This window comes from Rhodanobacter soli (assembly GCF_040548735.1).
Lineage (GTDB): Bacteria > Pseudomonadota > Gammaproteobacteria > Xanthomonadales > Rhodanobacteraceae > Rhodanobacter > Rhodanobacter soli_A.
This window is the reverse complement of sequence record NZ_JBEPSD010000001.1, coordinates 1,270,610-1,292,516: the sequence shown is the minus strand read 5'-3', so window position 1 is coordinate 1,292,516 and position 21,907 is coordinate 1,270,610. Positions and strand designations below refer to the sequence as shown.

The 21,907-nt window shown below is 66.6% G+C and carries 15 protein-coding genes and 1 pseudogene; 7 read left to right on the top strand and 9 right to left on the bottom strand.

What is annotated here, in order from left to right; all coding sequences use genetic code 11:
• Positions 1–194: 194 nt before the first annotated feature.
• Positions 195–2,879, top strand: a complete 2,685-nt coding sequence (locus tag ABIE04_RS06055; protein WP_354549796.1) for a TonB-dependent receptor — start codon at positions 195–197, stop codon at positions 2,877–2,879.
• 132 nt (positions 2,880–3,011) lie between these two features.
• Here the strand turns inward: ABIE04_RS06055 and ABIE04_RS06050 are convergent, their stop codons facing one another.
• Complete coding sequence (locus ABIE04_RS06050) at positions 3,012–3,248, bottom strand: hypothetical protein (RefSeq protein ID WP_354547650.1); 237 nt, start codon at positions 3,246–3,248, stop codon at positions 3,012–3,014.
• Here ABIE04_RS06050 and ABIE04_RS06045 point away from each other — a divergent pair.
• From ABIE04_RS06045 to ABIE04_RS06020, 6 genes and pseudogenes are all read left to right on the top strand, one after another.
• Positions 3,247–4,782, top strand: a complete 1,536-nt coding sequence (locus ABIE04_RS06045) for an efflux transporter outer membrane subunit (protein WP_354547649.1) — start codon at positions 3,247–3,249, stop codon at positions 4,780–4,782. The two genes, ABIE04_RS06050 and ABIE04_RS06045, sit on opposite strands and share 2 nt — an antisense overlap.
• Positions 4,783–4,828: 46 nt before the next feature.
• A complete protein-coding gene (locus ABIE04_RS06040) occupies positions 4,829–5,944 on the top strand; it encodes an efflux RND transporter periplasmic adaptor subunit (protein WP_354547648.1) in 1,116 nt (371 codons plus the stop codon).
• Positions 5,941–7,563 (top strand): annotated as a pseudogene (locus ABIE04_RS06035) (efflux RND transporter permease subunit); the annotation flags it as partial. The gene ABIE04_RS06040 and the pseudogene ABIE04_RS06035, both read left to right, overlap by 4 nt.
• Positions 7,564–7,624: 61 nt before the next feature.
• Positions 7,625–9,061 (top strand): efflux RND transporter permease subunit, encoded by a 1,437-nt coding sequence (locus tag ABIE04_RS06030; RefSeq protein WP_354547647.1) that lies wholly within the window; start codon positions 7,625–7,627, stop codon positions 9,059–9,061.
• A 72-nt stretch (positions 9,062–9,133) separates the two neighbouring features.
• Complete coding sequence (locus ABIE04_RS06025; RefSeq protein WP_354547646.1) at positions 9,134–9,364, top strand: hypothetical protein; 231 nt, start codon at positions 9,134–9,136, stop codon at positions 9,362–9,364.
• A gap of 37 nt (positions 9,365–9,401) precedes the next feature.
• Positions 9,402–10,349, top strand: a complete 948-nt coding sequence (locus ABIE04_RS06020; protein WP_354547645.1) for a hypothetical protein — start codon at positions 9,402–9,404, stop codon at positions 10,347–10,349.
• Positions 10,350–10,390: 41 nt separating this feature from the next.
• On the opposite strand, the gene ABIE04_RS06015 is transcribed toward ABIE04_RS06020, so the two are convergent.
• The 8 genes from ABIE04_RS06015 to ABIE04_RS05980 all read right to left on the bottom strand — a co-directional run bounded on the left by ABIE04_RS06015 (position 10,391) and on the right by ABIE04_RS05980 (position 21,749).
• Complete coding sequence (locus tag ABIE04_RS06015) at positions 10,391–11,167, bottom strand: N-acetylmuramoyl-L-alanine amidase (RefSeq protein ID WP_354547644.1); 777 nt, start codon at positions 11,165–11,167, stop codon at positions 10,391–10,393.
• A gap of 5 nt (positions 11,168–11,172) precedes the next feature.
• Positions 11,173–12,222 carry a serine hydrolase domain-containing protein gene (locus ABIE04_RS06010; RefSeq protein WP_354547643.1) on the bottom strand — a complete coding sequence of 350 codons (1,050 nt, stop codon included), beginning with the start codon at positions 12,220–12,222 and terminating at the stop codon, positions 11,173–11,175.
• 28 nt (positions 12,223–12,250) lie between these two features.
• Positions 12,251–12,985 (bottom strand): M15 family metallopeptidase, encoded by a 735-nt coding sequence (locus tag ABIE04_RS06005; protein ID WP_354547642.1) that lies wholly within the window; start codon positions 12,983–12,985, stop codon positions 12,251–12,253.
• Positions 12,985–14,586, bottom strand: a complete 1,602-nt coding sequence (locus ABIE04_RS06000) for a serine hydrolase (RefSeq protein ID WP_354547641.1) — start codon at positions 14,584–14,586, stop codon at positions 12,985–12,987. The genes ABIE04_RS06005 and ABIE04_RS06000 overlap by 1 nt, the downstream gene beginning before the upstream one ends.
• Positions 14,573–15,784, bottom strand: a complete 1,212-nt coding sequence (locus tag ABIE04_RS05995) for a dipeptidase (RefSeq protein WP_354547640.1) — start codon at positions 15,782–15,784, stop codon at positions 14,573–14,575. Before ABIE04_RS05995 ends, ABIE04_RS06000 begins: the two co-directional genes overlap by 14 nt.
• Positions 15,781–17,085 (bottom strand): diaminopimelate decarboxylase, encoded by a 1,305-nt coding sequence (gene lysA, locus ABIE04_RS05990; RefSeq protein WP_354547639.1) that lies wholly within the window; start codon positions 17,083–17,085, stop codon positions 15,781–15,783. The genes ABIE04_RS05995 and lysA overlap by 4 nt, the downstream gene beginning before the upstream one ends.
• Before the next feature lie 83 nt (positions 17,086–17,168).
• Positions 17,169–20,165: a TonB-dependent receptor gene (locus ABIE04_RS05985; protein WP_354547638.1), complete on the bottom strand. Its 2,997-nt coding sequence runs from the start codon at positions 20,163–20,165 to the stop codon at positions 17,169–17,171.
• 57 nt (positions 20,166–20,222) lie between these two features.
• Positions 20,223–21,749, bottom strand: coding sequence for a transglutaminase-like domain-containing protein (locus ABIE04_RS05980; RefSeq protein WP_354547637.1), 1,527 nt, complete (start codon positions 21,747–21,749; stop codon positions 20,223–20,225).
• Between the last annotated feature and the right edge of the window lie 158 nt (positions 21,750–21,907).

The following is a 21,907-nucleotide window of genomic DNA, read 5'->3' as shown; positions in this document are numbered from 1 at the left end:
CCCTACACCGAAACACGCTGTTTTACGGAGTTGCGTTTGCCCTGCTGATGCCTGCGACAGCCCTGTCCCAGGCCACCTCAGGCAGCGCGCCCGCGACGCAAGAGTCCCAGACAACACAACAGTCGCAGCCAACGCAAGAATCGCAGACGTCACCGTCGGATAAAACGGCGCAGGCGCGCGACAACGTGACCGATATGGGAGCCGTGGTGGTCACCGGCGTGCGCGCCAGCCTGGCGCGCTCGACCGACCTCAAGCGCGACGCCAGCACCGTGCAGGATTCGATCAGCGCGCTCGAGCTGGGCAAGTTCCCCGACGACAACGTGGCCGACTCGCTCAGCCACATCACCGGCGTGTCCATTTCGCGTACCGCCGGTGGCGAAGGGCAAAGAGTCAGCGTACGTGGCCTGGGCCCGGAGTTCACGCTGACCACCTTCAACGGACGCATCCTGGCCACCGACGGCGCCGGCCGCGATTTTGCCTTCGACGTATTGCCGGCCGACGTGATCAGTGGCGCCGACGTGATCAAGGGCGCCCAGGCCTCACTGACCGAAGGGGCCATCGGCGGCCTGGTCAATCTGCGCTCGGCCAGTCCGTTCGACCAGAAGGGCCAGCACGGCATCGTGCGCCTGGAAGGCGATCGCAACCTGATGTCCGAACTCAACGGAAGCAAGCTCTCGGCCACCTACAGCAACACCTTCGCCAACGACACCATGGGCGTGTTGCTGGGCGTGGTCTACGCCCACCGCAAGGATCGCACCGACGTCGCCGGCAACGACGGCGGCTGGACCCGCAACCCGGATCCCAATGATCCCAACTGGTGGGGCAACGCCTGGGGCGGCAACATCGATCCCAACGGCAACGGTCAACTGGATCCGGACGAATACGGCCTGATCGCCCCGGGCCAGTTCCGCGTCGGCTCGATCATGGAGGACAAGAAGCGCAGCGCCTTCTCCGGCAAGTTCGAGTGGCATCCGAGCGACAACGTGCGCATCGTGCTGGACGGCCTGAAAACCCGCCTCGACTCGCCGCAAGTGGCCTACCAGCAATCCTACTATCCGCTGTTCGCACCGGGCCGCTGGTCCGACGTCACCGTGCAGAACGGCATCGTCACCGGCTTCACCATGAACAACCCGGATCCGGAACTGCGGCTCAATCCGGAACTGCTGAACCAGACCGAATACCGCGTGGTCGACACCGACCTCTACGGCCTCAACGGCGAGTGGAAGGTCACCCCCGACCTGACCCTGACCGGCGACCTGTACCGCTCCACCTCGAAGCGCCACTCCGGCGGCCAGGACACCTACGCCGTTCTGCGCATGAACCTGCCGAACACCGCCCGCATCACCCTGGGCCCGAATGCGGTGCCCAATGTCGACGTCCAGTTCGACGACGGCCGCGACCTTGTCAACGGCCTCGCCAACGGCCAGTTCACCGAGTCGGACTTCAACACGCACTACATGGAGCTGCGCGGCGACAACATCGAGGACAAGATCACCGGCGGCACGGTGGCCGGCAACTTGTTGGTCGGCCGCTGGGGCGTGGACCACCTGCGCTTCGGCGTGACCCGCACCGACCGCAGGAAGTCACGCGACCTGATCAACAACACCCTCAACGGCGGCGCCGACTACTACTCCGGAAACAATGCCATCAACGTGGCCGACCTGGGCGACGGCGTGATCTCGCACAGCTTCCACCTGCCGCACTTCATGGATGACGTGAACAGCAGCTTCCCGCGCAGCTTCGTGGCCTTCGACGTGCCCAACTACCTGGCCCGGCTGCAGGCCTACGACGGCCACCTGCGTCCGGACGGCACGCCGTACGAGTACGCCCTGGCCGGCCCGAAATGGAACCCGCTGCAGAGCTACCGGGTTCGCGAGAAGACCGATGCCTTCTACGTGCAGGCGGACATGTCGGGCGACCGCTGGGACGGAGACATCGGCGTGCGACTGGTGAAGACGAATACCAGGGCCCAGGCTTGGGACGCCAAGATCCTGAACATCACCAAGAACGGCGCGTTCAACTACACCGCGACGTACGCCGACCCGACGCCGGTCGTCCAGGACGCCGACTACACCTTCCTGCTGCCTTCGGCGAATTTCACCTGGCACTTCACCGACCAGCTGCAACTGCGCCTGGGTGCGGCCAAGACCATGGCCCGCCCGCCGGTCGACCAACTGGCGCCGACCAACACCACCGCGAGCGTGTCGTGGGGCGAGTTCACCCAGGTCTACGGCGGCAATGCGCACCTGAAGCCCTATAGCGCGGCGCAGGGAGACATGTCGCTGGAGTGGTACTTCGCCGACCATTCCATCGCCAACGTGGCCGTGTTCTACAAGCGTATCAAGAACCAGATCACCACCAGCTGGGAGCCTGGGCAGGACATCGGTGTGCCGGGTTACCTGTTCAACATCATGCGTCCGATCAACGGCGATTACGCCAAGGTCAAAGGCCTCGAGGCCGGTCTGCAGCACTTCTGGGAAAGCGGTTTCGGCGTGAGTGCCCAGTACACCCGCAACTTGTCGCGCAGCTGGGTGAATGGCGAGGAGCGCCCGCTCGAGGGCATCGCCCCGGCGACCTATTCGCTGGGCGCGATGTACGAGAAGAGCAAGTGGTCGCTGGGCGCCAACGCGGTCCGCACCGATGGCTTCGTCACGGCGGTCAACGTGATCGGTACCGGCTACAACACCCGGGCCGACGCGATCACCTGGTTGACCGCGCACGTGACCTACGAAATCAACGACATGTTCAGCGTCAGCCTCCAAGGACAAAACCTGCTGGACGATGCGCAGACCTACAGCATCAACGGCAACCCGCTGCTGTCGCAGGGCTATTTCCGATATGGCCGGTCTTTCAATCTGGGGGCAAGCCTGCGGTTCTAGAACGCTGATGTGAACCGGTGGCTCCCGCGCGGAGGGGCGCGGGATATGCAGGCGGTCGTGAGGTCGAGCCGGATCACCGTGTTGCCCTGGGTGTTGCACCAGGACGATGCCGCGGTTGTACCTTGCACCGGATCAGGTACGCCGGCCCGGCTTGGCTGCCGGTTCCGGCGCGTCGCGCCAGCCGCCGGGCGCAAGTTTTTGCAGGGTTTCGCTGCGACTTGGTACGTTATATCGTTGCGCTTCCGATCTTTTCACCCAGACGTGTCCGCATGAACAACACAGGGTTCGAGTGCTTGCAGAGACCGTCGAACCGATGGTTGTGATGATCCGGCGAGCGCCGTCGGTGTCGCGCGCGACGGGGTCATCCATGCGGCATCTGCTTGCTGCCGTTGCTGCATTGTCGATCGCCGGTTGCGCGGTGGGTCCGGATTTCCACAAGCCGGCCGCGCCGGCCGTCGGCAGCCTGAGCGCCGGTGCGCTGCCGACCACGACAGGCGTTGCGAACATCGCGGGCGGACAAGTCCAGCACTTCGTTTCCGGCGGCGATATTCCGGCCGACTGGTGGACGCTGTTCCATTCGCCGGCACTGAATGCGCTGATCGAACAGTCGCTGGCCCACAACCCCGACCTCAAGGCAGCGCAGGCTGCGCTGGCGGTGGCCAGGGAAAGTACGAAGGCTGGGCGCGGTGCCTATTACCCCAACGTCACGGCCGGCCTGTCGGCGAGCCGCCAGCAGGATCCGCCCGGCGCGCTGGCGCCGGTGCCCAGCAACAACGCCTTTCTGTACAACCTGTTCACGCCGCAGGTCAGCGTCTCGTATGTACCCGATGTGTTCGGCCTGAACCGGCGCACGGTGGAGTCGCTCAAGGCGCAGCAGCAGGCGGTGCGCTTCCAGATGATCGCCGCCCGCATCACGCTGAGCAGCAACGTGGTGGCCGCGGCGGTGCAGCAGGCTTCGTTGCGGGCGCAGATCGCCGCGACCCGCGAACTGGTCGGCATCAACACCCACATGGTGGAGATCCTCAAGTACCAGTTGGACAAGGGCTATGCCGGCCGACTCGATCTGGCGGCGCAGGAATCGCAGTTGGCCCAGGCCAAGGCCGCGCTGCCGCCCTTGCTGACCCAGCTCGCGCAACAGGACCATCTGCTGGCGGTGCTGGCCGGCCGCTTTCCCGGCGAGGCGCCGGCGGAGGAGTTCGACCTTGCCAGCCTGCATTTGCCGCAGCAGCTTCCGCTGAGCCTGCCGTCCACGCTGGTGGCGCAGCGTCCCGACGTGCGCCAGGCCGAGGCGAACATGCATGCGGCCAGTGCGCAGGTCGGGGTGGCCATTGCGAACCGGCTGCCGAACATTTCATTGACCGCGAACGCGGGCAGCACCGCGCTGGCGATCAACCAGCTGTTCAAATCCGGCACGGGCTTCTGGAGCCTGGGCGCGGATCTGGCCACGCCGATCTTCCAGGGCGGCAGCCTGCTGCACCAGGAGCGTGCCGCCAGGGCAGCCTATGTCGAGGCAAGCGAGCAATATCGCAGCACGGTGCTGACCGCGTTCCAGAACGTGGCCGACACCCTGGCCGCGCTGCAGCACGATGCGGAGGGACTGCAGGCCGCCGCCACCGCCGCGGATGCGGCGAAGCTCACCTTGGATCTGTCGCAGCGCCAGTACAAGGACGGCTATGCCGGCTACTTGTCGCTGCTCAGCGCCGAGCAGGGCTATCAGCAGGCGCGCATCGCGCTGGTGCAGGCGCAGGCAAGTCGTTACGCCGACACCGCGGCGCTGTTCCAGGCGCTGGGTGGCGGCTGGTGGCACGACGCGGACAACGGGCCGGCCGATGCCGCGCCGGCGCCGCCGCGGCTCTCCGATCCGAATCACGCCAGGACAAACCGGGACAGCGATGAAAAGTAGATCATCTTCTGCAACGCGCCTTGTGCCGCGACGTCGTGCAGCGTTCGTGCTCGCACTGAGCGCGCTGCTTGGCGTGGCCGGCTGTTCCTCGAAAGCGGAGCCGCCGCAAGCGGCTGCCGACACGCCGCAGAACGTGACGATGACGCCGGCACAGCGCCAGCACATCCATCTGCTCACGCTTGCGCCGGCCAGCTTTCATCGCGCGATCGAAACCACCGGCGTGGTGGATTTCGACAACGACCAGGCGACCAGCGTGCTGGCGCCGTTCTCCGGGCCGGTGGCGCGACTGCTGGTGGCACCGGGCGACAAGGTGCATCAGGGGCAGCCGCTGGCGCTGGTGGATTCACCGGATTTCTCTGCCGCGATCAGCGTGTATCGCAAGGCTTTGATCAGCGCGCGGAACGCACGCCGGCTGGCCGATGCGGACAAGGACCTGGTACAGCACGAGGGTGTTTCGCGGCGCGAGGCCGAGCAGGCGCAGACCGATGCCGCCAGTGCCGAGGCCGATCGGGATGCCGCGCTGCAGGCGCTGGTGGCGCTGGATGTCGATGCCGGCACGATCAAGGCGATCCAGGCGGGCCGCGCTGTGGCGCGCGCGCAGGGCATCATTCGCGCGCCGATCGCCGGCACCGTGGTGGAAAAGCTGATTACGCCGGGGCAGCTGCTGCAGGCGGGCACCACGCCGTGTTTCACCGTGGCGGATCTGTCGAAAGTGTGGGTGATGGCGCAGGTGTCGGCCGCCGAGCTGGCGACGATTCGCGTGGGCGACCCGGCACAGGTCGACAGCGGTATGCCGGGCGTCGAGCTGCCGGGTACGGTGGACAATATCTCCGCGGTGGTGAACCCGGATACCCGCGCGGTTGCCGCACGCATCGTGGTGGTGAATCCCGGTGGCGTGCTGCGCAAGCAGATGTACGTGCGCGTGAGGATCCAGTTGCGCCAGGCCGGCCAGGGTCTGCTGATGCCGGTGTCGGCGATGCTGCGCGACGACGAGAACCTGCCGTTCGTGTATGTCGTCCAGCACGATGGCAGCTTCGCGCGGCGACGCGTGACCCTGGGTCCGCGCAACGGCGATCAGTACGAAGTCAGCGACGGGCTCAAGCCCGGCGACCAGATCGTGGTCGATGGCGGCCTCTTCGTGCAGTTCATGCAGAACCAATGAGCGACCATCTGCCGCCCATGCCGCCGCGCGCGGCATCGCTGATGAACCGGCTCGTCGGTGCCTCGCTGGCGCAGCGCTTTCTGGTCGCGCTGCTGATGCTGGTGCTGGTCGGCGCCGGCGTGCATGCGCTGCACCGCCTGCCGGTGGACGCCTATCCGGACCTGTCGCCGCCCAGCGTCGAGATCGTCACGCAGTGGCCCGGGCACACCGCCGAGGAAGTGGAGCGGCTGATCACGGTGCCGGCCGAGCAGGGCATGACCGGCATTCCGAAAACCGACAACACCCGTTCGATTTCGTTGTACGGGCTGTCGGTGGTGACGCTCACGTTCGACAACGGCACCGACAACTATTTCGCGCGCCAGGAAGTGTTCAACCGGCTTGGCGATCTCGATCTTCCCGACGGGGTGAAGCCGTCGGTGTCGCCGCTGTCGTCGCCGTCGGGGCTGATCTATCGCTACGTGCTGCAAAGCTCCGATCGCTCGCCGATGGAGCTGAAGACGTTCGAGGATTGGGTGGTCGAGCCCCAATACCGCGCCGTGGCTGGCGTGGCCGACGATTCCGGTTTCGGTGGCGGCAGCATGCAGTACCAGGTGCTGCTCGATCCGGCGAAGATCGCCGGGGTCGGGCTCACCGCGCAGCAGGTGCAGGCCGCGCTGGCCGCCAACAACGGCAATGCCGGTGGAGGCTTCTACTCGCAGGGTGGGCAGTTCTATTACGTGCGCGGCGTCGGCCGGCTGCAGACGCTGGAGGACATCGGCAACGTGGTGCTGGCGGTGCACGACGGCAACCCGGTGCTGATCAAGGATGTCGGTCGCGTGGTCATCGGCATCGCGCCGCGGCTGGGCCAGTTCGGTTTCGAGAAGCAGGACGACGCGGTGGAGGGCGTGATCTCGCTGCGCACCGGCGAGAAGACCCAGGACGTGCTGCAGCGGGTCGAGGCGAAGACGAAGGAACTCAACGAGCAGATCCTGCCGAAGGACATCAAGGTCCATCCGTTCTACGACCGCAGCGACCTCGTCGCGGTAACCACCCAGGTGGTCAAGGACAACCTGCTGCGCGGCATGTTGCTGGTGGTGGTGGTGCTGATCTTCTTCCTGTACGACGTGCGTGCCGGACTGATCGTCGCGGTCACCATCCCGCTGTCGCTGCTGGTCGCCTTCATCGGCCTGGATCTGCAGGGCGCCTCGGCCAACCTGTTGTCGATCGGTGCGATCGACTTCGGCATCCTGGTCGATGCGGCGGTGGTGATGGTGGAGAACATTTACCGCCAGCTCGCCGATCGCGAAGGAACGCAGTTCAACGTCATCGAGGTGATCCGCGATGCCGCCGCGGAGGTCGACCGTCCGCTGTTCTATGCGGTGGCGGTGATCGTGGTGAGCTTCCTGCCGATCTATGTGCTGTCCGGCCCGTCGGGCACGCTGTTCAAGCCGATGGCGGACACCATGGTGTTTGCGCTGGTCGGTTCGCTGGTGATCACCCTGACCCTGTTGCCGGTGCTGTGTTCGTGGTTCATGCGCCATGGCGTGCGCGAGCGGCGCAACCGCGCGTTCGAGGCGATCAAGTCGGTCTACGTCAAGGGCCTGGATTTCTGCCTGGCCCGTGTGTGGTTGACCACGATTGTCTCGGCCTTGTTGTTGGGTCTTTCGCTGCTGCTGATCCCGCGCATCGGCGCGGAGTTTCATGCCGCACCTGGACGAAGGCGCGCTGTGGGTGCGCGCGACCATGCCGTACACCATCTCGTTCGACGAATCGGCGAAGATCACGCCGCAGATCCGCGACATCCTGCGTTCGTTCCCCCAGGTCACCACGGTGGCCTCGGAGCTGGGCCGGCCCGACGACGGTACCGATTCGACCGGCTTCTTCAATGTCGAGTTCTATGTCGGCCTGAAACCGTATTCGCAGTGGACGGGCGCGTACCGGACCAAGGCCGAGCTGACCGCGGCGATCAACAGGAAGCTGCAGGCGTTTCCCGGCATCACCTTCAACTACACCCAGCCGGCCGAGGACGCGGTGGACGAGGCGGAGACCGGCTTGAAGAGCGCGCTGGCGGTGAAGGTGTTCGGTGCGGATCTGAACACGCTGCAGCAGAAGGGCAAGGCGATCAAGCATGTGCTGGAGCAGGTGCGCGGCGTCCATGACGTGACCCTGGTGCAGGAACTCGGCCAGCCCAGTCTGAGCATCAGGATCAATCGCGCCGCGATCGCCCGCTACGGCTTGAACGTGGACGACATCAACGGCCTGATCCAGACCGCGATCGGCGGCGATGTGGCGACCCAAGTGATCCAGGGCGAGAAGCAGTTCGATCTGGTCGTGCGCCTGGATCACCAGTACCGCGACAACCCCCAGGAAATCGGCAACATCCTCGTAGCGACGCCGGGCGGCCAGCAATTGCCGCTGAAGGAATTCGCCGACATCCGGGTGACCAACGGCGCCTCCTTCATCTACCGGCAGGACAACTCGCGCTACATCGGCGTGCAGTTCTCGGTGGAAGGGCGCGACCTCGCCGGCGCGGTGGAGGATGCGATCGGCCAGGTCAATGCGAAGGTGAAGCTGGCGCAGGGTTACCGGCTGGACTGGGGCGGCGAATACAAGGAATACACCGCTTCGCGCGCGCAATTGAACCTGATCGTGCCGCTGACGGTGGGGCTGATCTTCCTGCTGCTGTTCACCCTGTACAGTAACTTCAAGTTTCCCTTCATCACCGTGCTCGGCGTGGTGCTGTCGGCGCCGGCCGGCGGCATCATCGCGCTGTGGCTGACCGGCACGCCATTCTCGGTGTCGTCCGGCATCGGTTTCCTGGCGCTGTTCGGCGTCTCGGTGCAGACCGCGGTGGTGTACATTTCCTACGTCAACGAGCTGCGCCGCAACGGTGTCGGCGTGGCCGAGGCGATCCGCGAAGGCGCGATCCTGCGCCTGCGCCCGATCATGATGACCGCGTTGGTGGCGGCGTTGGGCCTGCTGCCGGCGGCATTGGCCACCGGCGTGGGCACCGACACCCAGCGGCCATTCGCGCTGGTCATCGTCAGCGGCCTGTTCACCCGGTTGTTGATCAGCATCTTCCTGATGCCGGCGCTGTACGCGATCGTGGCGCGGCCGGACGACCGGCTGGAAGTGTGACCCTGGTGAAGCCGTGCCGGGGCACGCCGCGCTAACGCCAGAATCGCGACGACCACAGCACGATGGCGCTCAGTGCCAGCACGACCGCCCACGCCTTCTCGCGGCAACAGCGCAAAGATCGCGCGGTCGCCGGAAGCGTCGTCGGGCGGCAGCGCCATCGACGGGTCCATCTGCGGCATCCATGCGTACTTGTTGTCCCCCAGCGCGATGAAGACGAAGACGCCGCAGGCAAACAGCATCCAGGCCGTCAGTTTCGCGACGAATCTGATCTTTCCCGCCGCCTTCATCGCAGCAGGACGCTGAAACGGGGCCAGAATTTCACGATGTAGTCCCATGACTCATGTTTTTCCTGATCTGCAACCATGCCCTGGCGCACCTTGACAGCCGGCTGTGCTGGCCATGTATTTCGATGATCGGCTGGAAGTGTGACAGCGCCGCAGCGGATTGCGGCATGAAGCCCGGCGCGGCATGGTTTATGGTGGACAACCCACCTGCTTCCGGACGAGGGACGACCATGCGCCTCGATGATGGCCGCATACGCCGCATCAGCGGTTTCATCCACCACGGCGGCCTTGGCGTGCTGGTTTCGCTGGCCTGCGCCACGGCGGCTTTCGCAAGAAGCCCGGCGCCAAGCTGGCCCGATACACCGGCCGGTCGGCAGGCGGCTGCGGCGGCGTTGCAGGCGCTGAATGCGGATCTGCTTGGCCACCCGAGCGCCACCCTGACGCTGGAGCGCTGGTGCGGCGCGCATCATCTGGCATCGCCGGCGCGGGTCGTTGCCCGGCGCGTGCGTGGCCTGGCAAAGCCGTTGCCGTCCGGGTTCCGCGAGCTGTTGGCGATCGATGCGGACGAGCCGGTGAGGTATCGGCGCGTGCAGCTGGCGTGTGGCGATCACGTTCTGTCCGAAGCGGACAACTGGTACCTGCCGAACCGCCTGAGCGCGGCGATGAACCGCCAGCTCGACGACACCGATACGCCGTTCGGCAAGGTGGTGCAGCCGCTGCATTTCCGGCGCCGGACGTTGAGCGCCGAGCTGCTGTGGTCGCCGCTGCCGGCGGGCGGGGCGACGCCGGCTGCCGCGGTGCCGGGGGCCGGCACGCTGGTCATTCCGCACGCGGTGCTGCAGCATCGCGCGCTGCTCTACGATTCGGCCAACCGGCCGTTCAGCGCCCTGGTCGAGACCTATACCGATCAGGTGCTCGCGTTTTCGCCGGGCGGTTCGACGGCCGGTGCTCGATCCGCCCCACCCGGGCGTCCTGCCGCTTTCCGGACAGCGGCCGGGCAATGAGCCGCGGCCGCCACTGGCCGCCGACCCGTCCGCGGAAACGGTCAATCGGTGAGCGGCGTGCCGCGCTCGACGATCTGCGCCAGGTTGTAGAGGATGCGCAGGTCCTGGTCGTCCAGCGTGTCGCCCTGCATGCCGCGGAAGTGGTGATGGAACGCGCGCACCGCGGCGGCGCGATCTTCCAGCGGGTAGCCGACCAGGCCCAGCGCCATCCACGGATCGAAGCCGGCCGGCGGATCGATCAGTTCGCCCTGCGGCCACAAGCCGAAGCCGGCGGCGGCCAGCTGCGGCCACGGGAACAGCGGGCCCGGATCGTCCTTGCGCGTGGGCGCGAAATCCTCATGGCCGACAATCTGCGTGCGCGGGATGTGCAGGCGGTCGGTGAGGTCGGCGAGCAGGCGCAGCAGGCTGTCGATCTGCGGTTGCGCGAACGGCGTGGTGCCGTCGTTGTCCAGCTCGATACCGATCGAGGCGGAGTTGATGTCGGTGATCGTGCCCCAGTGCCCCGGGCCGCCATGCCACGCGCGCAACTGGTCGGACACCAGCTGGTAGATGTGGCCGTCGGCGCCGATCAGGTAATGCGAGCTCACCGGGCCGCCGCTGTTCTTCGTGCGCAGCGTGTCCAGGCTTTCCTGCGCCGAGTGCTGGTTGGTGAAGTGCAGCACGATCAGCACCGGCCGGCGGATGTCGTGGTTCGGCGACGGCACCCAGGTGGCCAGCGGATTGCGCGGCGGCAGCGGTGCGCAGGCGGCGAGCAGCGCAACCAGCAAGAGCAAGGACGCGCGGCGCAACAGGCGGGTCGGCGCAAGCGGATTTCTCATCGGGATCACTGCAGGTAAGGCTGGGCGATCGCCAGCGCGGTGCGGTATGGCTCCGGATCGTTGCGGTTGCTGAGCAGGATCACGGTGAGGTGCCGCTGCGGCCAGCGCACGATCACATTGCGGAAGCCGATGCTCTCGCCGGAATGCCACACGGTGTCGCCGGTGATGCGCCAGCCGTAGCCGTAGCTTGCCTCGTACGGTTCGCCGGTGACCTTCACGTGCGGGCTGAAGGCGAGCTTGCGCGAGGCGTCGCTGAGCAGGCGGTCGTCGTACAGCGCGGCGTCCCACTTCGCCAGGTCGTCGATCGAGGAATAGATGCCGCCGTCGCCACGGGTGGCGCTGGTGACGCTCTGATCGGTGCGCGTCCAGCTGCCGTTTTCCTCGCTGTAGCCGTAGGCGCGATCCGCCACGTCGGGGCCGCCGCGCTCATACAGCAATGTGTGGTCCATGTGCAGCGGCTGGAAGATGCGCTGCTGCAGGTAGAGCGGCAGGCTGATGCCCGACGCGCGCTCCACCACCAGGCCGAGCAGCACGTAGCCCGAGTTGCTGTAGCGGTACGCGGTGCCCGGCGCGAAGTAGGTCTTCGGCGTGGCGGACAGCAGGCGCAGCACGTCGTTGTCGCTGACCTGCTCGGTGGTGCCGGGAGGAATCAGGTCTTCGTAGTCGACCAGGCCGCCGGTGTGCGTGAGCAACTGGCGCAGCGTGACGGTGGCCGCCGTTTCCGGCAGCGAAGGCAGCCAGCGGCGCACCGGATCGTCGAGGTTGAGCCGGCCGTTTTCGGCCAGCAGCAGGATGGCCGCGGCCGTGAACTGCTTGCTCACCGAGGCGAGCCGGTAGTTGGTGGCCGGCGTGGTCTTGTCGTCGTCCTCGAGGTTGGCCAGGCCGTAGCTGCGGCGCACGATCGGCTTGCCGTCCTTGAGTACCAGCAGCGAGGCGCCGGGGACGTCGCCGGTGTAGCGCTGCATCAGTGCGTCGATCGGGTCGACCGGCTTGGTGTCGCTGGCACAGCCGCCGAGCAGCACGGTCAGTGCGAGGCAGGCAAGCAGTTTTGACATGGCGGAGTCCCCCCTGTTCGTGGTGCCGTCATTGCACCGGCACGTCGTAGAGCGTATGCGGCGTCGGTTCCGGCGAGAGGGTGTAGTGCCACCACTCCATCGGATAGTTGCGGAAGCCTTCGCGCTGCATCGCGTCGCGCAACAGCAGGCGGTTCGCGTGTTGCTGCGCGGTGACGTCGGGCGTGTCGGTATGCGCGCGCACGTCGAAGAAGTCGAAATCGGTGCCCATGTCCAGCGGCTTGCAGTGGCTGCCGTCGGCGGCGCATTGCTGCAGGGTGAGGTCGATGGTGGCGCCGCGGCTGTGGCCGGAACTCTTCGCGATGTAGCCGTTCAACAGGGTCGACTTGTCCAGCCTGGGATAGTGTTGCGGCTTGGTGCGCTGGTCGCCCAGGTCGTGCGCCCAGCGCATGAAGTGCGCCACCGCGCGGGCGGGACGATAGCAGTCCCAGATCTTCAGGCGCCGGTGCTGCGCGCGCAGCTCGTGCTCGACCTTCGCCAGCGCTTCGGCGACCGGCCGCAGCAGCAGGCATTTCGGCGCGCGATAGCCGTCCGCCGGCGTGCCCATGAAATTGTCGCTACCGGCGTACTTGATGTCCTCGGCCATGTCCGGCACCAGGCTGCGGATGTCGACCAGGTTCGCCGCGGCGGCGGTCTTCGCCGGCGACAGGGTGGGCGGTTGCTCCTCGGCATGGGCGTGGCCGGTGACGCCGAGGGCGATGAGCAAGCCGAACAGGAGCAGGGGACGGCAGGTCGAGGTCATCATCAATGGCAATCCCCACTGCGCTGGAAATCCAGATCTTCGTAGTCGGAGCTGAAGTCGCCTTGCGGGTCGAGCTTGGCCATGCGCAGGGTGATCGGCTGGCTGGCGGTGGCCGCGTGGAAATCCAGCCAGGCATCCAGCTCGCCGCCGTCCCAGTGCACGAGGTAGCGGTCGCCAAGACGCATCACCGTGCCGGCCAGCGTGGGCGATTTCGCGGCGGCGAAATGCATCTTTCCATCGCGCGGGCACAGGGTGATGTCGCCGAACCACGGGTCACGATACTGCCCGCTCCAGCGCGCCAGTTCGGCCGCGCTGGCTGGTCGCTGCGCCGAGGTGTCCGGGGCGGACGAGGACGGCGACCGCTGCTTCGCCTTCTGTTCCAGCGCGTCGGCGTACCAGCGCACGTCGCGGCTGTCGCCGGGTGCGGTGAAGTGCTTCATCAGTGCCTCGCCGAGCACGGTGCGCGCGTCGTCCGCCTCGCCGTTGATCATGAACACGAAGCCGCTCTTGCGGTCCGGTAGCAGGGCCAGCATCGAGTACATGCCGTTCAGCGTGCCGGTGTGCCACACGCTCCACTGACCGTCGACGTCGGCCATGCGCCAGCCGTAGCCGTAGGCCATCACGTGTGTGTTGTCCCATGCACGGCGCTGTTCGGAAACCGGGATCAGCATGTGCGGCGCCTGCAGCACGCCGCGCTGCACCGGCGACAGCCACTTCAGCTGCGCCGTGGTGGGCACCAGCCAGTTGCGGGCCCAGCTCAGCATGTCGGTGAGGTCGCAGCGGATGCCGCCGGCGGCGGCCGAGGTGATCGCGGGGATCGCCGCGTCTTCGGGGATCGGCACGTTGCGGCCGCCGTCGCGGCGATGCGGCGTGGCCACGTCGCCCACCGTGTCGCGGTTCCACGCGCCGACCTGGCAGCGGTCCAGGTGCAGCGGCTCGAATACTTCGCGCCGCATCAGCGTCTCGTAGGGCGCGCCGCCCGCGGCGGCGGCTACTTCGCCGGCGACCACGTAGAGCAGGTTGTCGTACTGGTATTGCGAGCGGAAGCTGTAGCCGGGCTTGATGAAGGCCAGGCCGTGGATGATGTCGGCGCGGGTGAACGCGTTCGGCTCCGGCCACAGCATCAGGTCGCCGCCGCCTTCGGGTAGGCCGCTGGAATGGGTGAGCAGGTCGGCCACGCGCATGTTCGCGGTGACCCACGGATCGTGCATGCGGAACTGCGGCAGGTACTTCGTCACCGGATCGTCCCAGCGCAGCTTGCCCTGGTCGACCAGCCGGCCGAGCAGGGCGGTGGTCATCGCCTTGCTGTTGGAGGCGATCTTGAACAGCGTCTGCGGAGTGATCTTCTGGCCCGAGCCGGCAATGGTTTCGCCCACGGTGCGTGTGTAGACGACCTGCCCGTTCTCGATCACGCCCACGGCGATGCCGGGCAGGTGGTAGCGGGCGACGGTGGCGTCGACGATCTTGTCGTAGGGATTGGCGGTTTGAGCGGTGGCGACCGGGGCGGCGAGCAGGAGCAGGAGGGCAAGAGCACCCCTCCCCAACCCTCCCCTGCATGGCAGGGGAGAGAGCGAAAGCGAGCCGCTCGCGTCAGTGCTGGGCATGGCGCTCGACCTCGCCCCACACGCGCAGCAGGTTGCCGCCCCATAGCTTGGCGATGTCGGCGTCGCTGAAACCGGCGCGGCGCAGCGCGGCGGTGACGTTGCGGGTTTCGCTGGCGTCCTTCCAGCCGGTGATGCCGCCGCCGCCGTCGAAGTCGGAGGCGATCCCGACGTGGTCGATGCCGGCGATCTTCACCATGTGGCGGATCTGCTTCACGTAATCGTCCAGGGTGGCCAGCGGGTATTTCTTCTGGATCTCGGCCATGCCGGCTTCCATCTCCGGCCGGTAGTCGTCGCTGTCGCTGTCGTATTCCTTCTCACCGGCCTGTTTGGCGATGGCGTTCTGCAGTTTCTTTTCCGCGGCCTCGCGGCCCGGATCCTTCTTCAGGAATTCCTTGTAGGCCACGGCATCGACCACGCCACCCTTGGCGGCGATCGCGCGCAGCAGGTCGTCGGGCAGGTTACGCGGGTGGTCGAGCACGGCGCGTGCGCCGGAATGCGAGGCGATGATCGGCGTGCTGGACACCTTGAGCGCATCGCGCACGCAGTTGTCCGAGGCGTGGGAGATGTCGACCATCATGCCGAGCTGGTTGGCGCGTTTCACCACGGCGCGGCCGAAGTCGCTCATGCCCTTGTCGCCGGCGCTGTTCATCGCCGGCTCGCCATGCTCGGTGTCGGGCAGCGAACTGGTGCACAGGTCGTTGTTGCCGACGTGGACCAGGCCGACGGAGCGCGCGCCGCGATCGAACGCGGCGTCGAGGCGGTGGATGTCGTGGCCGAGCGAGTAGGCGTTCTCGATCTCGATCGTCGCCGAGAGCAGGCCGGCCTTGTGGTTGGCCATCAGCTGCTCGGGCGTGGTGGCCAGGCGGATGCGGTCGGGGTACATCATCAGCATGCGGCCGATGCCGTCGTATTTCTGGCTGGCCTGTTTCACCGCCTTGGCGTAGCCGGCGGCGTCGAGCTTGTGCTGCGGCACCCAGATCACGAAGAACGCCGCGTTCAGGCCGCCGCGCTCCATCTTGCCCAGGTCGACCAGCAGGCGGGTGTCGTGCCCGACGTCGAAGCGGGGCTCGCCCATGTAGTCGAAGGGGATGTCGACGTGGGTGTCGATGGTGACCGGCGGATCCTGCTGCGCTTGCGCGGGCAGCGCGCCGGCGAAGCTCAGAGCGGCGAAGATGGCAAGGCGGGCAGTCGTTTTCATGGCGTTTCCCAGTTCCGGGCCGGCTGTTCGCCGGCGATCATTTCCTCGAAGTGCTGGCGCCGCCGCACCACGGCGTAGCGGCCCCGCTGCAGCAGTACCTCGGCGGCCAGCGGCCGCGAGTTGTAGGTGGAGGCCATCGACGTACCGTACGCGCCGGTGGCCTTGATCAGCAACAGGTCGCCCGCCGCGCATTCGGGCAGTTCGCGGGCGCGGGCGAAGGTGTCGCCGGTCTCGCAGACCGGGCCGACGATATCGTAGGTGGTCATCGGGCGCGGCTCGTCCGCCACCGGCACGATGTCGTGCCAGGCGTCGTACAGGCTGGGCCGCTGCAGGTCGTTCATCGCCGCGTCGAGCACCAGGAAGTTGCGCTCGATGCCGGGCTTGACGCGGATCACCCGGGTCAGCAGCACGCCGGCTTCGGCGACCAGGTAGCGGCCCGGTTCCAGCAGCAGCTTGCCGTGGTAGTCGGCCAGCGCTTCGCGGATCACGCCGACGTAATCGGCCGCGGCCACCGGCTGGTCCACGCCGGCGCGATAGCGGACGCCCAGTCCACCGCCGACGTCGATGCTGTTGATCGGGTGGCCGGCCTGCTCGAGTTCGCGCCAGAACGCGGCGACCCGCTGCAGCGCGAGCCGGAACGGTTCGACGCTGAGGATCTGCGAGCCGATGTGCACGTGCAGGCCGTCGAGCTGCACGTGGGAGAGCTGGCCGCGTTCGGCGAACCAGCGGCGCGCCTCGTCGATGCTGACGCCGAACTTGTTCTCCGACTTGCCGGTGGAGATCTTCGCGTGGGTCTGCGCGTCCACGTCGGGGTTGATGCGCACGGCGGCGCGCGCGATCACTTCCTGCGCGCGGGCCACGCGCTGCAGGGTGTGCAGCTCGTCCAGCGATTCGACGTTGAAGCGCATGATGCCGACGTTCAGCGCGCCGGCGATCTCGTCGGCGCTCTTGCCCACACCGGAGAACACGATGCGTTCGGCCGGCATGCCGGCGTTGAGGGCGCGGCGCAGTTCGCCGACCGAGACGATGTCGGCGCCGACGCCGGCTTGCGCCATCAACTGCAGGATGGCGAGGTTCGGATTGGCCTTGACCGCGAAGCAGATGGTGGCATCGAGCCCGGCCAGTGCGGCCTGCAGCTCATCGATGCGCTGCCTGATCGCGCTGGCGGAATAGGCGTGGAATGGGGTGGGGATGCGTTCGGCCAGTTGCTGCAGATCGACGCCGTCGAACATGCCATGGGCATTATCCGTTTCCCGGGTAGTTTCCTGCGCTGCCGGGCGACTTGTCGTCTGCGTGGACATGGGCTCGTTATCAGTAGTTGGTGCAGTGGTACCGGAAAAAAGAGCGGCCCGCCACCCGGGCGGGCCGCGATCGGGGAGGACGATCAGAAGTTGATGGACATGGTCAGCTGGGTGAAGCGCGGTGACTGGAAGCCCAGCGGTTGGCGGAATGTATCGCTGGTGGAATTGGAGATGGACGTCTGCAGGTCCTGGTCAACCGCCGTGGTGTGCTTCTGGTTGAGCAGGTTGTAGACAGCCAGCTTCACGCGGAACTCGCCGCCGTCGAACGGCTGGATATAGCTGAGGCCGGCGTTGAGCGTGAAGGTCCACGGCAGGCGGCCGTACTTGCCGCGCGGCGAGCGCTCGTAGACGCGATCCTCGGATGCCGGCGCATCGCAGTTCTGCACGCAGATGAAGTAGCTGTGGTAGTTGGTGGCGTCGTAGGGGTTGCCCACGCCGAAGCCGGTGATCGGGCCGCCGGAGGCCGCGTTGACGTCGGCGCCAAGCTGCCAGTGCGGGGTGAGCGCATAGGTGCCGCGCAGCTTGAACTGGTGGCGGCGGTCGTTCGGCAGGTAGCCGTTACCGCCCAGATTGACCCATGGGTCATCAAAGTTCTCGGTGCGGCCGGTGTCGTCGAAATCGGTGTCCGAGTTGACCGGACCTTCCGCATTGCCGCGGTTCCACGACATCGTGTACGAGGCGTTCATCGACCACTTCTCGTCCCACGCGCGATTCAGCTGCAGCTCGACAGCGGCGTAGGTGCGCTTCGGCTTCACCCAGCCGCGCTGGCCCAGGTAGTTGCCGTCGGCGTCATACATCGCCCAGCCTTCCTTCGATGTGTCGACGGTGAGATAGCCATCGGCGGTGCCGTCGCAGTTGGTGTCGCCCCACACGGTGACCTTCTTGCCCGGGTTGGCCATCACCCAGCCGATATAGCCGTCTTCACCACACTGGGCGGTGGCGCTGATCTCCATGTCGTCGATCGCGTTATGCAGGCGCCGATAGGTGGCGCTGGCGCCCCACGACCACTGCGAGTTGATCAGCTGCTGGAAGCCCAGGATCGCCTCGTCCTGGTAGACGGGGTCCATGTCGTGGTCGACTTCGGAACGCAGGTCGCCCACCGTGCCATCACCCTGCGAGTCGTCGACGCCGCCGATCTGTGGCCCGAGTTTCGGGATGGCGTACTCGACGCCGTTGAGGGTCTGGTAGTCCCAGCCGTCGAACGCATAGTAGGTGCGCTCGTCGAGCAGGCCGCCGGCCTGCTTGATGTTGATCACGTTGGCCACCGGCAGGTAGTAGCGGCCGAGGTTGCCGAATATCTTGGTGCTGCCGTCGCCCTTCATGTCCCAGGAGAAGCCCAGCCGTGGCGCGATCTGGCGGCTCATCTTGATGTAGCTGTTGCCCGCGGCATCCTGGTTGTCGAAGCTGTCGTTGCGCACGCCGGCGTTGAGCACCAGGTTGGGCGTCACCTGCCAGTTGTCTTCGATGTAGTAGGCGGCGTTTTTGGTGGTGAAGGTGCCGGAGATCTCGTAGCGGCGCGCACGCACGTAGGCGTCGTAACCCGCAGGCATTACGCCGCCACCGGAGATGGTGTCGCCGGGGTCAGCGGTGTAGAGGTTGTAGTAGTAGGCGCCCGGCCCGGCGTAGTGGCGATTGTAGTCGGAGGTGTCGTTCTCGTGGTCGTAGCCGAAGCGCAGCAGGTGGTCGCCCAAGGTCCACTCGAAGTCGGCGCGCGCCTGCTTGCGGGTGTCGTTGCGCTCGTACACGGTGGAGCTGCTGGTGCAGCCCAACTGCACGCCCGGGTCGTGGATCTGCATGAACGCGTTGTTTGCCGAGACGTAGTTGCAGTCGATGTCCAGCTGCGAGCGGGTGAACGCCTCGCGCTCGTTGCGGCCGTACATCAGCTTCATCGACAGGTCGTTGGTGAGATAGCTGGTCCAGGTCAGCGCCCAGTTCTTGCCGCCGGTATCGGTGAAGACCTTGTTGGTCTTGGTGCCGATGGTGCTGGTGTCGAAGTCGTAGCTGTAGACGTCGCCGGTGTTCTTGTTCTTGTCCGAGAACGCCATCAGCTGCAGCACGTTGCTGTCGGTGATGTTCCAGTCGACCGTGGTGCCCCAGAAGCCCGTATCCGAGTTGTTGGAGGTCAGCGTGGTGCCGGCGTTGTTGGTGTTGCGCGGGCTGCTGCCACGGGCTTCGTACATGGCGAAGATGAACAGCTTGTCCTTGACGATCGGGCCGGATGCCCAGACGTTCGTCTTCACCAGCGAGTCCTGGTCTCGGCTGGCGGTAAGGTAGCGATGGCCGTCGGCGTCGTACTGGTCGTCGGCGCGCGAGTGCCAGTTGCCGGGCTCCAGGGTGATCTCCATGCCGCCCTTGAGTTCGTTCGTGCCTGAGCGCGCCACGGCGTTGACCACGCCGCCCGTGGTGCGGCCGAACTCGACCGAGTAGCCGCCGGTCTTGACCTGGAACTGGTCGTAGAAGGCGAACGGTGCCTCGGAGAAGCCGTTGCGGTTGTAGAAGTCGGTGACGTTGAGGCCGTTGACGTAGAACGCGTTCTCCGCGATCGACGAACCGCCGAAGGAGATGCCGCCGAAGCCGGCATTGCCCTTGACCACACCCGGCGCCAGCAGGGCGACCGAGGTGACGTTCTGGTCGACCGGCAGGCGCACCAGGTCGGCGCGCGAGACGATGGTGGCCGATTCGGTGGAGCTCACGTCGATCACCGGCAACACCGAGCCGGTGACGTTAATCGTGGCCAGGCTGGTTGCGCCCGCTGCGCCCAGGTCCACCGTCGTGGTGGTGCCCAGTGCCACCGTGACGTTGCGCGTCGGGCCGACCTGCTGGCCGCTGCTGCTTGCGCTGATGGTGTACTGGCCCACCGGCAGGAACGGGAAGCGGTAGTTGCCGTCGCTGTCGGCCGTGATCGTACGGGTCAGGCCGGTGGCCGGATTGATCACGACCACGGTGGCGCCAGCCTGGGTGCGGCCGGCCACCGAGCCGTCGTTGTTGGCCGCGTATGCCTGCGGCCCGCCGAAGGCGGCAAGCGCCAGTCCGAGCGCCGTGCCGAGTACGGTTCTGCGCAATGTCCGGGTGTTGCTCATTTCCCCATCTCCCCCATCGACGCCGTCGATGCCATGTTTATGAAAAGCTGCCGGTAGTTATTTGCCGCTGCGTCCGTGCGTCGCTGGCAGGACCTGCCAGTCGAAGTCGTAACCCAATTGATCGAAATAGATGTTGCCGCCGCGCCATTCGGCCTCGCCGCGTTGCGAGTCCACGTCGTCGGAGCGGAAGTGCTGCTTGGGCGGCTGGAAGCGGCGGCCGAAGTCGTCGTTGAACGCGATGCGGTAGTTGTCGAGCCCGCCCAGGTAGAACCACTCCAGCGCCTTGTCGTCGCCCGGGCCGGGTTGCAGGCGGCCGGTGGTGACGTCCATCGGCACCCAGCCGTACGGCGCCAGGTACAGGTAGCCCCAGTCGTGGATGTTGCTGTAGCGGCTGCCGTCGTCGGAATACACCATGCCCGACTGCCAGCGCGTGGGGATGCCGTTGAGGCGCAGCAGGGTCATCAGCAGCAGGGTCTGCTGGCCGCAGTCGGCGTGGCCGGCGTGCAGCGCGTAGTCGCTGATGTTGGAGATCGTCGAGTACTCGCGCGCGCCGGCCCAGGGGATGCGGTCGACCGCGGCGAACAGTTTCTGCGCGATGCGATAGGGATTTTTCTCGTCGCCGACCGCGTCGTGCGAGAACTTGCGCATGGCGTCGGTGAACACGATGTGCGGCGCGCGCTCGGCCACGAACGGGGCCAGCTCCGGCGTGATGGTTTCCGCCTGGACCTTGCCCGGGTCGATCGCGTGGTATTGCGCGGACAGGGTCAGCTCGTAGGTGACCGAGAACACCGTCTTCTGGCCGGCCACCGCGGGTTTCTCCAGATATACCGTGCGCTGCATGGCCGATTCGGGCGCGATCTGGTGCTTTGCCGGCACGCTGGCGACGTAGCGTATGTCTTCCTGCTGGCTCGGCACCGCGCGCGGATACGGAATCCACGCGCGCACGGTCTCGCCGGCGGGCACGGCGTCGGCGTCGACGGTCAGCGTCTGCGTCATGCGCAGGCGGCGCGGCAGCACGCTGCTGCGGTGTTCGGCCAGCGCGGCCTTGTAGATCGCGCGCTGGTGGTCGTTCAGCGACTCCATCGGGCCGTCGCCGATCGGCGTTTGCACGGCGCGCCGCGCCACTGCCTCGGGGCTGAGCCGGAACAGGTTGCCGGGCGAACGCTTGAAGTACAGCGTCCTGCCGTCGATGACCTGGTGCTCGAACAGGCCGGCCGCGTTCCACTTCGCGAACTCGGCGTCGCTGAGGTCGGGGATCTGCTTGCGCACGCGTGCCTTGACGTCGTCGGCGCTCAGGGTGAAGTCGAGCAGGATGCGGCGCATGCGCTCGCGCTGGAACGCGAGCGCATGGCGCGTGTCGGCGGACAGCCCGGGCTGTGCCAGGGCGCTGGTGATCGCCGCGTCGGCCGCCTTGAAGTGGCCGGCGTCGATCTGGGCGATGATGGGGGTGACCGCCTTGCCGTCGCTGCCGTTGCCGGCGAAGGCAAGCGGTGCGGCGAGCAGCAGGGCGAGCAGGGACACGGCGACGCGCAAGCCGCGCACATGGCGGCGTACTTTGGGTGCGACCGGTGGCAACGTATCCATCGACAAACATCCCCGCAACGAATCCCCTGAAACCGCTGTGTAACACGCTTGCAAATGCCGGTCAATAATTTATGCTTCAATCGAAGTCGATAAGAATCAGCTATTCCTTGATGGTGGAAACCAGCCAGCCTGCGAATGCCCGCGAACGATCCACGAGG

Coding starts and splice junctions, on each gene's coding strand:
- ABIE04_RS05980 (WP_354547637.1), bottom strand. CDS start 21,749: ATGGATACGTTGCCACCGGTCGCACCCAAAGTACGCCGCCATGTGCGC.
- ABIE04_RS06010 (WP_354547643.1), bottom strand. CDS start 12,222: ATGTCAAAACTGCTTGCCTGCCTCGCACTGACCGTGCTGCTCGGCGGC.
- ABIE04_RS05995 (WP_354547640.1), bottom strand. CDS start 15,784: ATGAAAACGACTGCCCGCCTTGCCATCTTCGCCGCTCTGAGCTTCGCC.
- ABIE04_RS06045 (WP_354547649.1), top strand. CDS start 3,247: ATGCGGCATCTGCTTGCTGCCGTTGCTGCATTGTCGATCGCCGGTTGC.
- lysA (WP_354547639.1), bottom strand. CDS start 17,085: ATGTCCACGCAGACGACAAGTCGCCCGGCAGCGCAGGAAACTACCCGG.
- ABIE04_RS06055 (WP_354549796.1), top strand. CDS start 195: ATGGGAGCCGTGGTGGTCACCGGCGTGCGCGCCAGCCTGGCGCGCTCG.
- ABIE04_RS06015 (WP_354547644.1), bottom strand. CDS start 11,167: ATGAGAAATCCGCTTGCGCCGACCCGCCTGTTGCGCCGCGCGTCCTTG.
- ABIE04_RS06050 (WP_354547650.1), bottom strand. CDS start 3,248: ATGGATGACCCCGTCGCGCGCGACACCGACGGCGCTCGCCGGATCATC.
- ABIE04_RS06030 (WP_354547647.1), top strand. CDS start 7,625: ATGCCGCACCTGGACGAAGGCGCGCTGTGGGTGCGCGCGACCATGCCG.
- ABIE04_RS06020 (WP_354547645.1), top strand. CDS start 9,402: ATGTTTTTCCTGATCTGCAACCATGCCCTGGCGCACCTTGACAGCCGG.
- ABIE04_RS06005 (WP_354547642.1), bottom strand. CDS start 12,985: ATGATGACCTCGACCTGCCGTCCCCTGCTCCTGTTCGGCTTGCTCATC.
- ABIE04_RS06000 (WP_354547641.1), bottom strand. CDS start 14,586: ATGCCCAGCACTGACGCGAGCGGCTCGCTTTCGCTCTCTCCCCTGCCA.
- ABIE04_RS05985 (WP_354547638.1), bottom strand. CDS start 20,165: ATGAGCAACACCCGGACATTGCGCAGAACCGTACTCGGCACGGCGCTC.